We start from the raw sequence: 13645 nt of genomic DNA on the forward strand, positions 1-13645 counted from the left end.
CAACGGTGAAAGAACTGAAAAATCTTGGCTTTAGCCCAATTATGCAAGCGGATTTAGGCTGAAGCCCTCCTGCCGCTAATTCTTATTCCGTTGGTTAAAGCCAACGGCAATGAAATCTTATCTATCTGTAAATCAGCTCGCGCTCGTTTGTAACGAGTGCGTAAGCTGGGTTTGCGTTTATAACGCAAAGGCGATGCAATCGCTAAGCCATATTAAGTGGTCGTTGCAAACGAGAGCAAGATTAATCGTGTTTGAAAGCCTTAAACCGGGAAACAAAATTTCCCCATCAGCACCGCCGGATTGGCTCCAATGCTGATTGGTTCGCCACATAAGGCTTCATTGCCTAACAGGGCAAATAATATGGCTTCCTTGGCATCGGGATTAATCCCCAATGCACTGCTATCTCCAATAGCTGCTTGTGGCAACAACTTCTTTAATTTGCCAATAACAAACGGGTTCCTTGCTCCGCCGCCGCTGGTGAAAATTTTAATATCACCACCAGCGATATTTTCCTTGATAAAGCCGGCTATGGATGCCGCTGTGAAGGCGCTTAAGGTACAAACGAGATCTGCATTACTAATCGCGCCGGTGCCCGATTGTTGTTGAGCTTCGGTAACCATATTAAGGTTAAACAATTCTGGTCCGGTGGTTTTTGGGGCTTTCTCTTTAAAAAATGGATGGGAGAGGAGCGCTTTCAACAAGTTTTCATTCACCTTCCCACTGTAAGCAATTGCCGAATCCTCATCATATGGTTTATCAAAATATTTGCGGCAGGCTGCATCAATGAGTGTATTACCGGGGGCGATATCAGTGCAGAGGACGCGGCTAAAATCGCCGTCACCAGGCAGCCAGGTTAAATTGGCAATGCCACCAATGTTTAACAGTACCCGGTTTTCGCCGGTTTTGCTGCCCAATAACACATCTCCATACAATGCCAACGGGGCACCTTCACCTCCGGCAGCAATATGTTTCTGTCTGAAATCGCTAATGGTTAATATGCCGGTTTTTATGGCAATATGATCACCATCGCCAATTTGCAGGGTGGCGTTAGGTGAGCTTTTGTGCTGATGTAAACGCTGCGGCGCATGGTAAATGGTTTGGCCGTGACTGGCGATGAAATCGACGTTGTGTGGCTCGATATGCCATTGGCTCATTGCCTGCAGTATTAACTCCGCGTGATAGCTACCGATATAAGCATTGAGTAAAGTCACCTTTTCCAGATCGGCATTACGCTTTGCAAATACCTGCTGAACTTCCTGCTTAAAATCATCCGGATAAGGGATGGTGATAAATTGCACCAGTTCGAAATGAGTACCTAAACCGTGCCCGGTAAATTTACATAAAGCAATATCAAGCCCATCCAGCGATGTGCCCGACATAAGGCCGATACCCAATTTTGATGGTTTTTGAGCGATGCTGAACAGGCGCTGCAGGTTATGGTTTAATGGGATCATGGGCTTAAATTACTATTTGTGCGGCAACTGCAAAAGTTAAAATAATAGCTGCACTATGTAAATATCTGATATATTTGTTTTGAACAACTAACCTCATTTTACATTTCCTAAAATTCATGGCACGATTAAATTTATTGGAAGAGACGCGTTACGAGAAGTTACCTGTAAGCGTGTACAACAACCAACATGAGGCCTCGGTGGCTGTAGCTAACCGGATAGCCGATCTGATCCGCGCAAAACAAGCTAAAGGCGAAAAAGCGGTATTAGGCCTTGCTACGGGTGTAACCCCGATTGGGGTATATGCCGAACTGGTAAGGCTGCACAAAGAAGCAGGCTTAAGCTTTAAAAATGTGATCACTTTCAACCTGGATGAGTACTACCCGATGAAACCCACAGCGGCCCAAAGCTATGTGACCTTCATGTACGAAAATCTGTTCGGCCATATTGATATAGACAAAGCCAATGTGCACATCCCCGATGGCACGCTGGATAAAGATGCGGTAGCAGGTTACTGCCTGGCCTACGAAAAGCAGATTGAAGAATTGGGAGGTTTAGACCTTCAGATCCTGGGTATTGGTCGTACAGGTCACATCGGCTTCAACGAGCCGGGCTCCGCACCTAACTCTGGTACCAGAATGGTAACCCTGGATGATTTAACCAGGAGTGATGCTTCAAGGGATTTCGGTGGTAAAGCGAATGTTCCAACCAAAGCGATCACCATGGGTATCGGTACTATTTTCAAAGCAAGGGAAATCATCCTGATGGCCTGGAGCAAGAAAAAAGCACCGATCATCAAGAAAGCTGTAGAAGGGGAGATTTCGGGCGAAGTACCTGCAACTTACCTGCAATTATCGCAGCATGTGGAATTTGTATTGGACGAGGCAGCGGCATCAGAATTAACGAGGTTTGATACCCCATGGTTAGTTAAAGATTGTGTATGGGATAACCAGTTGAAAAAGAAAGCAGTGATCTGGCTTGCTAATGAAATCAATAAACCGGTACTGAAACTAACCGAAGAAGATTATAACAATCACGGTATGGCGCAGCTTGCTGTGGAGCAGGGCCCTGTATACAATATCAACATCGATATCTTTAACCAGATCCAGCATACCATCACTGGCTGGCCGGGCGGTAAACCGGATGCTGATGATTCACAGAGACCGGAAAGGGCATTGCCTGCTAAGAAACGTTCCATCATTTTTTCACCACACCCGGATGATGATGTGATCTCAATGGGCGGTACATTTATCCGTTTGGTAGACCAGGGCCACGATGTACACGTAGCTTACCAAACTTCAGGCAATACTGCGGTATGGGATGATGATGTGTTGAGGTACATGGAATTTGCCATCGACTTTACGAACAGTATCGGCGAAGACACTACTCATCTTCAGAAATCATATGAAGATATGCGTGCATTTTTCCCAACCAAGCAGCCAAACGAGATTGATACCCAGGAGATCAGGAATGTAAAAGGCTTCATCAGGAAAACAGAAGCAATCTCTGGTGCAAGGTATGCAGGTTTGCAAGATGATCATATCCACTTCATGGCCCTACCCTTCTATGAAACAGGTAAAACCAAAAAGAACTCAGTAGGCGAGGAAGATATCCAGCTGACTATCGATTTGCTGCAGAAAATAAAACCACAACAAATCTTTGCGGCAGGTGATTTTGCCGATCCTAACGGAACCCACCTCGTGTGCTTCAAGATCATCTTAGCTGCATTGGACAGGCTGAAAGGCAAAGAAGCCTGGGTAGAAGACTGCTGGTTATGGATGTACCGCGGCGCATGGCATGAGTTTGAAACCTACGAGATAGAAATGGCCGTACCATTGTCACCACAAGAGGTAATTCGCAAGCGTAACGCGATCTTCAAACACCAGTCGCAAAAAGACAGGCCGGTATTCCCGGGCGATGATGCAAGGGAATTCTGGGTACGTGCAGAAGACCGCACCCGCGACACTGCTCAACGCTACGACCGCCTTGGCCTTGCTGAGTATGAGGCAATGGAAGCGTTTAAACGATATATGTTTTAATGAACCGGCGCCCGTGACAACACGGGCGCTTTGCATAATTTACCGTGAGTACACGATGAATAAAGCCCATCTTTAACAAATATGTCATTTCGATAGCGCAATGGGTGGGTTTAAGCGCAGGGGCGAAAGAGAAATCTTATACGCCATGCATGCGAACTATATATAGCGGCTTTGTAGGGCGTATAAGATTTATCCTCACCCGCTCGCGCATTCCCAACGCGAGGCTCGTTGAAATGGCATATGATATTGGATAACGATCAGACAATATTTATGACCTCAACGATAACCGAAAAACCGAAACGGCTCCTTTCCCTCGATGTATTTCGCGGGATAACCATCGCTATGATGATCCTTGTTAATGATCCTGGTGACTGGGGGCACATCTACGCCCCGCTTGAACATTCCAAATGGAACGGATGTACACCTACCGACCTGGTTTTTCCTTTCTTTTTGTTTATGGTTGGCGTATCGGTTATATATGCTATGGAAAGCAAAAAGGATACCGTATCGCATAGCAGACTCATTCTGAAAGCGCTGTACCGTACTGGGGTCCTGTTGTTGATCCCCTGGATAACTCAATACATCTTTCACCCGGATGGTGGACTGGCCCATTTGCGCCTGCCGGGTGTGCTGCCGCGCATAGCGCTGGTATATTTCATCAGCACCATACTTTATCTCAAGACATCGCAAAAAACACGCGACTGGATTTTTGCCATTGCGCTTGTTGGGTATTTCATCATCATGACCTTTGCCCCGGTACCGGGTGTGGGCTACGCCAATCTTGAGCCCGAAACCAATATGGGCGCCTGGATAGACAGGCTGGTATTTACGCCCGATCACCTCTGGCGCGAATCGCATACCTGGGACCCGGAAGGTTTGCTGGGTACTATACCCGCAGTAGCCACAGCCTTGTTTGGCATACGGGTTGGCAGCTGGCTTAAACGTAAGGACCGCGATGACCAGGTAAAAACAAACTGGATGTTTACGTATGGAATAATAGCCGTTATGGCTGGTTTGTTCTGGGATTTGTTTTTCCCTATTAACAAAGCCTTGTGGACAAGTTCGTTTGTATTGTATACCGGTGGCCTGGCAACCATTGCACTGGCGTTAAGCTACTGGCTTATTGATATACAAGGGTACAAACGGTTTACTTATCCATTTGTGGTATTTGGTACAAATGCAATTACGGCTTATGTGTTATCTGGTTTTATCCCGCATTATATGGGGATGATCAAAATAGGCGGTCATTCAATTTATCAAACATTTTTTGCTCCTTATTTTTCGCCGGTAAATGCTTCGCTGGTAAGTGCTATATTTACGGTACTCATTTTATGGGTGGTGATGTGGATATTCTACATCAAAAAAATCTTTATTAAAATTTAAAATGAACCTAAAACTTAAACTTATCGTACTTGCGGGTGTAATCCTGTTCTCTTTTTCAAGGGTAGAAGCGCAAACAACTAATCTAACTATTACCCCGGCACATTAGGAAAAGCTGTACAAATGCTTCAGTCTATAGGTATCGATAAACAGTTTGATAACATGGTAAACAACCTGATAACGGCATCAAGCAGCCAGATGCCTGAAAATAACCGATCGGGTTATATTAAAGTTATGAGAACCTTTATGGGCAAATATTTTACCTGGGATTTGCTTAAGGATAAAATGGCCGCTATTTATGCCAATGAATTTAGCGAAGAAGAACTTGGCCAGATAACAGCCTTTTATAACTCGCCAATAGGGCAAAAAGTAAGCTCAAAATTGCCTTCTTTGATGCAAAAAGGGATGATGGTTGGTCAGGAAGTAGTTGGTCAGCATAAAGACGAGTTACAGCAAATGATGGAAACGGAGTTTGCTGATAAAAATGATTCGCCTGCGGTAAAAGAACAGGTATCACCTGCCGCTAACAAACCGGCCTCAAAAGCACCTGTAAAACATTAAATTTCCCGAATCATACTTTGTAACTAAGATTTTCGTTTTGCATCTTAGTACCCTGATTATTCAAACTTTATAATGAACCTGAACAAATACGTTCCGTTGGCCTTATTGGCTTTAACTCTTTCGGCGGGTAGTGCTTTTGCACAAGTTAAAAAGAAACCTGTTCCATCTCCTAAAAATAAACCCGGAGCCCCGGCAATTGCTCCTAAAAGTGACGTTTTACCGGTTGATCAAAGCGTGATCATCGGTAAGTTGCCTAATGGTTTAACTTATTATATCCGTGCCAATGCCGAGCCTAAAAGCAGGGCCGAGCTTTATTTGGTTAACAAAGCCGGTTCTGTTTTGGAAAATGATGATCAGCAGGGGTTGGCCCATTTTACCGAACACATGGCTTTTAACGGAACACGTGATTTTCCTAAAAATCAGATGGTTGATTACCTTCAAAAAGCAGGTGTGAAATTTGGAGCCGATTTAAATGCTTACACTTCATTTAATGAAACCGTTTTCCAGCTGCCTTTGCCAACTGACACTGCCAGCGTATTTGAAAAAGGATTTAACATATTAGCTAACTGGGCGGGTTATGTAAGTTTTGACCCTTCCGAAATTGATAAAGAGCGTGGTGTTGTTTTGGAAGAGGAACGCCTGCGTGGTAAAAATGCGCAGGAGCGCATTCAACAACAAACACTGCCGGTATTGCTTAATAACTCAAGATATGCGTTACGTTTGCCTATCGGTAAGGAAGACATCCTGAAAAACTTTAAACCCGAAACCATCAAGGCATTTTACCAGGATTGGTACCGTCCCGATTTGCAGGCAGTAATTGCTGTGGGCGATTTCGACCCTAAACGCGTTGAGGCGCTTATTAAACAAAATTTTTCGCAGCTTAAAAATCCGGCTGCCGAAAAACCAAGGACAAAATATTCAGTGCCTGCTACGCCAGGTACAGCGGTAAAAATTGTTACCGATCCTGAATACCCGTACACCATAGCACAAATCATTGTTAAACATCCCGGCACTGTTACCAAAACCACCGGCGATTATATGCAGCAGGTAAGGGTGCAACTATTTAACCAGATGCTTAACGCGCGTTTAAACGAGTTGCTTCAAAGGCCTAATCCACCGTTTTTATACGGTCGTACCAGCTACGGTAATTTTATAGGCGATCAGGATGCTTATACTTCATTGGTTGTTGCTAAACCGGGCGAACTGGAAAAGGCTGTTAAAGCCGTAGTGGCCGAATCAGAACGTGCCCGTAAATTTGGGTTTACCCTTACCGAACTGGAGCGCGCCAAGCAGGATGCGCTGGTAGGCATTGGCAATGCTTACCGTGAAAGGGATAAAACACCATCGGCAAATTTTGTGCGTGAATACCAGGCCAACTTTTTAACCGGTGAGGCTATTCCGGGTATCAACTTTGAATACAATTTTTATATCGGCAATATCTATAAAGTTAGCCTGGCGGATATGAATGCCATGGCTGGCAAATTTATCAGCGATCAAAACCGCGTGGTAATAGTACAGGCCCCGGATAAAGAAAAAGCCAATTTACCTGATGACAAGACGTTGCTGAACTGGATAGCCACAGGTGGCCAAAACGTTACTGCCTATGTTGACAACGTATCGAGCGAGCCGCTATTAGCCAAAATACCTGAAGGTAGCAAAGTTGCCAAGCAAGATACAGACGCAGCCATCGGCACAACCACCCTTACGTTAGGTAACGGTTTAAAGGTGATATTAAAGCCAACAGATTACCGTAACGATCAGATCCTGATAAGCGGGTATGCTTTTGGCGGTACATCGCTGGCAAGTGATGATGAATTTACATCGGCAAACCTGGCTTCATCTATTATCAGCGGCAGCGGTATAGCGCAGTTTAACCAGGGCATGCTTGATAAAAAGCTGGCAGGCAAAAACCTAAGCATTTCGCCATATATCAGCGAGTTTGCACAAGGCATTTCCGGGAATACCTCACCTGCCGATTTTGAAACCGCACTGCAACTGATTTACCTGTACTTTACCCAGCCCCGTAAAGACAAAGATATTTGGGATGCCAATATGGAGCAGACCAGGGCCGTACTCGCAAACCGTGGTCTTGACCCGGGAAGTGTTTACCAGGATACGGTGTCGGCTGTATTAAGTAACTATAATTTCCGCGGTATGGTTACAACTATTCCAAGGCTAAACGCGGCAACGCTTGATAAAGCTTACGATTTTTATAAAAAACGCTTTGCTGATGCCAGTGCCTTTACCTTTACGCTGGTTGGCAACTTTGACGTAGAAACAGTTAAACCCTACCTTGAGCATTATCTTGGCGGTTTACCATCAACCAACAGCAAGGAGACCTATAAAAATATGAATATCCAGCCAGCCGCGGGTGTAATAACAAAAACGGTAAATAAGGGCGTTGGGGATAAAAGTACCGTGCAATTGGTTTTCAGCGGCCACTATGAATATAACGAAGCTAACAACATACAGGTTGATGCGCTTGAAGAAGTACTGAACATTAAACTGATTGAACGTTTAAGAGAGCAGGAAAGCGGTGTTTATGCGCCGGGTGTAAGGGCAAGTTACCGCAAAATTCCGGGCGCCCGTTATTCCTTTACTATTTCTTTCGGTTGCGCTCCCGAAAACGTGGATAAGCTGATCAATGCCACAATGGAAGAGATCGGTAAAATTAAACAGAATGGCGCACTACCGGCCGATATCCAGAAATTTGTTGCTGAAGAAGCACGTTCAACACAGCAACAGCTTAAGCAAAATGTTTTCTGGACAGGATACCTTGCATCATCGTCACAAAACGGCGAAAATCCAGATCAGATACTGGCGCATGTAAACAGTCTTGAACAAATAACCCCTCAAACCACTAAAGACGCCGCCAACAAATACCTGAGCGGTAAAAATTTGATTAAACTGATTTTGATGCCTGAAAAGAAGTAGGATGTTAACGAAAAAAAAGAAGGCCTTTCCCACTGTGGAAGGCCTTCTTTTTTTATCAATGACGTGTTTGAAAGCGGCTGTCATGCTGAACTTGTCGAAGCATGGTGGGTGGGCCTCTCCGCACGAGTCTTCGACAGGCTCAGACTGACCAGCCCTCTTTTGTAATTTCATCTTCAGTGTTAGCTGGATTTAAACACTCATGACAAACGGTAACAACCTCAATGCATATTCAAATAAGCGACGGCCGTATCATTGGCTTTATGCACTACCACGCCAACGCATTTACCACTGCCATCTATTTCAAAAGAAATCCCTTTAGCCAGATCGGTGTAAACCTGCACCTTGCCGCTTTTGCTACTATAAGTTGACATTGGCTTTAACGTATAGTTTTTTTGTATTTCCTGTTTAGATGAACCAACACCAATTCCGTCACCGGTTTTAAACTGTGGCGATGTTACCAGGATCTTTTGCACATAACTTACCTGTTCATCCTTGCCGCCCATATTGTGATGAGCGAAAACCGATGTACGGTTACCCGCAGGATTGTGATTGGCAAACCATGCCATTAATGAACTACCCATAGCAGCATCCGAACTATCTGGTTTTCCTAACCGCTTGATCGCATTTTTAACATCATCGTTTAAAACAATGTACCCGATGCTTTTGCCGGGAGTGATAAGCCAATCGGATTGTGAAGTGTTGGCCGTGCCGGTATCCGAGGCCATAGTATGGTGGGTAGTAGTGTCGTTTTTATCGCTGATATGTTGCCCTGTAGTATCTTTAGGCACTTTATTGGTATCGGCCAGAGTTGTTTCTTTTTTGGAGTTATTTCCACAGGCCAAAAGGCAGATGGCTATTGAAACGATTATTAAGCTATTTCTGATCATATAACTATAACCAATTAAATGGTTATTTTGTTGGCTCGGTTATCCAGCCATAACCAAACAATAAAAAAATTGTTAAAGGGATAATGACAAGCATCGGCCAACAGGTTATACAGCAATGGTACAAGGAGAAAAACTGGGAGCAGTTTCCGTTCCAGTCCGAAATGATGGACGCTTACCTTGGCGGATATTCGGGTTTGTTGAATGCCCCAACCGGCAGCGGTAAAACTTTTGCCTTATTCCTGCCTTTTTTGGCAGGCTTTATCAATGCCAATCCGGATACTTATAAAATAAAACAGAATAATGGTTTGCTGATGCTTTGGATAACCCCGTTGCGGGCGCTTACCAATGATATCCGCAAGGCTATGCAGGAGGCCTGTGATGAGATAGGCCTGCCATGGCGTATAGCCACCCGCACAGGCGATACGCCAGCTGCAGAAAAACAGGCCCTCAAAAAAAAGTTGCCGGAAGTGCTGCTTACTACCCCCGAAAGCCTGCACCTGATGCTCGCCCAAAAAGAGTATCCAAAGTTATTTAATCAGCTGCAGGTAGTGGTAATTGATGAATGGCATGAGCTGTTGGGAACGAAACGTGGGGTGCAGGTGGAGTTGGGGGTTTCTAAGTTAAAAGTCTTAAGTCTTAAGTCGGAAGAGGCGAATGAAAATGTAGCTAAAGACTTAGGACTTTCAACTTCAGACTTAAGACTGAAAATTTGGGGCATAAGCGCTACCATAGGTAACCTCGAACAAGCTGCCGAGGTTTTATTGGGCAATGATTTTCCGCCGGAACAGGTAAAAATGGTGCGGGCCAACCTGGAGAAAAAGTTGGACATCCGTTCCATCATTCCGCAAAATATCGAGAGTTACTCGTGGGCAGGGCACATTGGTTTAAAGCTTTTGCCCGAGGTAATGGAGATCGTAGCCAAAAGTAAAACCACCTTGATATTTACCAATACCCGTTCCCAGTCGGAAATCTGGTACCATGCCATTTTAGATAATTACCCGGAATATGCCGGTATCATGGCCATGCATCACGGATCGCTGGATAATGAGCTGCGCAACTGGGTGGAGGCTGCCCTGCACGCCGAGGCTTTAAAGTTGGTGGTATGTACATCAAGTTTGGATTTGGGGGTGGATTTTCGCCCCGTAGACACTGTTGTGCAGGTTGGCAGTCCGAAAGGTGTTGCAAGGTTTATGCAGCGTGCGGGGCGAAGTGGTCACCATCCCGGGGCCACATCACTGGCATATTTTGTACCAACACATTCGCTCGAATTATTGGAGGGGGCGGCGTTAAAAGAAGCTATCAAGGATAAGATCTTTGAAAGTCGCGACCCCATGCTGCTTACTATGGACGTATTGATCCAATACATGGTCACGCTGGCAGTGTCAGATGGTTTCCGGGCCGATGAGCTTTTTAAAGAAGTTAAAACTACTTATGCTTTTGCCGATCTGAGCCGGAACGAATTTGGTCAGTTACTTGATTTCATTACCAGTGGTGGCAAAACACTTGCGCAGTATGATGAATTTTTAAAGGTTGAGGTTGAAAACGGATTGTATAAAGTAAACAGCCGCAGGGTAGCCATGCGGCATAGGTTAAGCATTGGCACAATCACCAGCGAACTGAGCATCCGGGTGAAATGGCTTAGTGGAGGGAGTTTGGGCACTATTGAAGAATCATTTGTGTCCAAGCTAAAACCGGGTAATACCTTTTGGTTTGCTGGCCGGAGTTTGGAGTTTGTACGGGTAAAAGAAATGACGGCCTATGTCAAAAAATCAAATTCAACAAAAGGTATCATCCCGAGTTGGAACGGCGGACGGATGCCTCTTTCATCGCAGCTGGCAGCTGTGTTCAGGCTCAAGCTTGATGAAGTGGCGCATGGTATCGAAAAGGATATAGAGGTTAAGGCTCTGAAGCCCCTTTTTGATTTGCAGCAACAGTTATCGCACCTGCCTCAAAGTCATGAGTTTTTAATAGAGTCATTTAAATCGAAAGAGGGGCACCACCTGTTGTTTTATCCTTTTGAAGGACGGTTGGTTCACGAGGGTATGGCTTCATTGCTGGCTTTCCGTATCAGTAAAATTAAACCGGCCAGTTTCTCCATCGCCATGAATGACTATGGCTTTGAGCTGCTTACTGATGAGGATATCCCGATTGAACAAGCACTGGAAGATACCGGCTTTTTTTCGATAGATAACCTGATAGATGATATTCAGCATAGTTTAAATGCCAATGAAATGGCCCGCCGGCGATTTAGGGATATAGCCCATATCGGCGGCCTTGTATTTACCGGTTATCCCGGTCAGCAGGTTAAGAACAAACATTTGCAGGCATCAACCTCATTGCTGTTTGAAGTTTTTAGCGAGTACGAGCCGGATAACTTACTGGTGCGCCAGGCCTATAATGAAGCGCTTGCTTTTCAGCTGGAGGAGTTTCGGTTAAGGGCTGCTTTGCAACGGATCCAAACACAGAACATCATTTTAAAAGTGATAGAGCGCCCAACACCTTTTGCCTTCCCGATCATGGTTGATAGCCTCGGCCGTGAAAAGCTAACTACCGAAACCATGGAAGAACGCATAGCTAAAATGGCCCGCAGCTACGGCGCGGAAGGTGTTCCCGAACCTGCCGAACGGAAAACAAGGAAGCAGGGGATCACGAGGAGGAAAGGGTTGTAAACCGTTGAAAAGATAAAAAATGTCGTGCTGAACTTGTTTCAGTACCCTACGCGCTTAGTATGCGTTGAGCAAAGCCACGGTTAAGTATGCCGCAGAACCTATCCTGTGGGATCCCGAAATAAATTCGGGATGACGGAGTTGGCTAACAAACTTGTTACCCCTTATCCATTAAACCCGCACTCCTTTTTTGGCTCATAAGAATAAACACTTATCCTTATGAAAACCTTAAAACTCCGTTACTTAATCATTGCATTTACTCTTTTTCTTACGTCATGTGCCGTACCTGCAGCGGTTTATTTAGGCGATACCTATCCTGTAACTGATAACATTGATGTGTACTATGATGCCAAAGATGTTAAGCAGGATTACAAAGTAATAGGTCATTTGGCTATTGCTTATACTGAAGACTCGGCGGTGGCAAAAAAACTACTTTCTGATAAGGCAAAAACACAAGGTGCCAACGGTATCATTATTTTTCAGGTGGAAGGCAATAATGCCAATGCTACCATCAGGGCTGATGCGATTAAATATAGTAAATGATTTTAAATCATGTGCATTGCAAGCGTAGCAGCCGCTTGCTATACAGGATGTCCTTGCATAGTTCGCGACTGCCACGTCGCCCTGATGCATTGCCCCGCCCGCTCCTCGCGATAACATAAATGCTATACGCGCTATCCGTAGACGGAGTCTACGGATTTTTTATGCATGTAGTTTGTAACTACAGTAATAGGCATTTTTTTACCTTTGCCCCTATGGAAACCATCACCTGGCATGATTTTGAAAAAGTAGAACTGCGTGTAGGCACTGTACTGGAAGCTATAGATTTTCCTGAAGCCCGTAAACCTGCGTTTAAAGTAAGGGTTGATTTTGGTGAGTTTGGCATTAGGTGGTCAAGTGCACAGATCACCAAACACTACACCAAAGAGCAGCTGATAGGCAGGCAAATAGTAGGTGTAACAAACTTTCCAAAAAAACAAATCGCCAATTTTATGTCGGAATTTCTGGTAACAGGATTTGCCGACGAAAACGGAGATATCGTGCTAACTGCAGTTGAAAAACCTGTGCCAAACGGCAGCAAACTTATTTAAATGAGATACATCAGTTTTGAGGATGAAACTTCGATATCGCCCGATGAGTATTTTATGGGTGAAGCTTTAAAGGAAGCCCGCTACGCGCTTGAAGAAGATGAGATCCCGATTGGGGCCGTAGTAGTTTACAACGGACGAATCATAGGAAAGGGGCATAACCTTACAGAAAGGCTTAACGACGTATCCGCGCATGCAGAAATGCAGGCACTTACTGCGGCGGCAAACCTAATTGGCGGTAAATACCTGCAGGGCTGTACGCTATATGTTACTATGGAACCCTGTGTTATGTGCGCAGGGGCGTCATACTGGTTCCAGGTAAGTAAGATTGTATTCGGTGCTTATGACAACAAGTTAGGCTTTGGCCGTATCAATCAAAAAATAACCCATCCCAAAACAGTGATTACCGGTGGCATTCGCGAAGCCGAATGCAGCCAGCTGGTAAAAGATTTCTTTAAGGGGAAGAGGAAGAAGTAGGTTAGTTGTCTGAACCGGAATTTATTGAATTAAGGAATTGACAGAATGCAAGGCAAATCCAATAAATTCTAAAAATTAGTTTAATTCGAGTTCAGACAAACTCAAAAACATGACAATTATTTAGAACAAATAGTTCTGTCAACCCTTATATTTGTTACGTCA

The 13645-nt window shown here is 44.7% G+C and carries 10 protein-coding genes; 8 read left to right on the forward strand and 2 right to left on the reverse strand.

All coding sequences use genetic code 11. The annotated features are described in order from the left end of the window. Nucleotides 1–260 precede the first annotated feature (260 nt). Nucleotides 261–1454 carry an anhydro-N-acetylmuramic acid kinase gene (locus BMX50_RS30075; protein ID WP_091220044.1) on the reverse strand — a complete coding sequence of 398 codons (1194 nt, stop codon included), beginning with the start codon at nt 1452–1454 and terminating at the stop codon, nt 261–263. Nucleotides 1455–1570: 116 nt separating this feature from the next. Between BMX50_RS30075 and nagB the strand changes: the two genes are divergently transcribed. The 4 genes from nagB to BMX50_RS30095 all read left to right on the forward strand — a co-directional run bounded on the left by nagB (nt 1571) and on the right by BMX50_RS30095 (nt 8365). Beyond that, entirely contained in the window at nt 1571–3490 is a 1920-nt protein-coding gene (gene nagB, locus BMX50_RS30080) for a glucosamine-6-phosphate deaminase (protein ID WP_091220048.1), read from the forward strand. A 270-nt stretch (nt 3491–3760) separates the two neighbouring features. Then, complete coding sequence (locus BMX50_RS30085; protein ID WP_091220051.1) at nt 3761–4873, forward strand: acyltransferase family protein; 1113 nt, start codon at nt 3761–3763, stop codon at nt 4871–4873. Between the two features lie 120 nt (nt 4874–4993). Beyond that, nucleotides 4994–5431, forward strand: coding sequence for a DUF2059 domain-containing protein (locus tag BMX50_RS30090; protein ID WP_091220055.1), 438 nt, complete (start codon nt 4994–4996; stop codon nt 5429–5431). 72 nt (nt 5432–5503) lie between these two features. Next, nucleotides 5504–8365, forward strand: coding sequence for a M16 family metallopeptidase (locus tag BMX50_RS30095; protein WP_091220058.1), 2862 nt, complete (start codon nt 5504–5506; stop codon nt 8363–8365). A 218-nt stretch (nt 8366–8583) separates the two neighbouring features. Here BMX50_RS30095 and BMX50_RS30100 read toward each other — a convergent pair whose 3' ends face one another. Next, nucleotides 8584–9252: a hypothetical protein gene (locus BMX50_RS30100; RefSeq protein WP_091220061.1), complete on the reverse strand. Its 669-nt coding sequence runs from the start codon at nt 9250–9252 to the stop codon at nt 8584–8586. An 83-nt stretch (nt 9253–9335) separates the two neighbouring features. On the opposite strand from BMX50_RS30100, the gene BMX50_RS30105 reads away from it, so the two are divergent. The 4 genes from BMX50_RS30105 to BMX50_RS30120 all read left to right on the forward strand — a co-directional run bounded on the left by BMX50_RS30105 (nt 9336) and on the right by BMX50_RS30120 (nt 13483). Beyond that, the gene (locus tag BMX50_RS30105; RefSeq protein ID WP_091220066.1) at nt 9336–11921 is read left to right on the forward strand and encodes a ligase-associated DNA damage response DEXH box helicase; all 2586 of its coding nucleotides are present in this window, start codon (nt 9336–9338) and stop codon (nt 11919–11921) included. A gap of 216 nt (nt 11922–12137) precedes the next feature. After that, on the forward strand, nt 12138–12461 hold the full coding sequence (locus BMX50_RS30110) for a hypothetical protein (RefSeq protein WP_091220070.1): 324 nt from the start codon (nt 12138–12140) through the stop codon (nt 12459–12461). Nucleotides 12462–12673: 212 nt separating this feature from the next. Continuing rightward, nucleotides 12674–13009, forward strand: a complete 336-nt coding sequence (locus BMX50_RS30115) for a tRNA-binding protein (RefSeq protein ID WP_091220075.1) — start codon at nt 12674–12676, stop codon at nt 13007–13009. Continuing rightward, the gene (locus tag BMX50_RS30120; protein WP_208864832.1) at nt 13010–13483 is read left to right on the forward strand and encodes a nucleoside deaminase; all 474 of its coding nucleotides are present in this window, start codon (nt 13010–13012) and stop codon (nt 13481–13483) included. Nucleotides 13484–13645: the final 162 nt, after the last annotated feature.

Origin of the sequence: Mucilaginibacter gossypiicola (assembly GCF_900110105.1) — a bacterium.
In the GTDB taxonomy this organism is placed as follows: Bacteria; Bacteroidota; Bacteroidia; order Sphingobacteriales; family Sphingobacteriaceae; genus Mucilaginibacter; species Mucilaginibacter gossypiicola.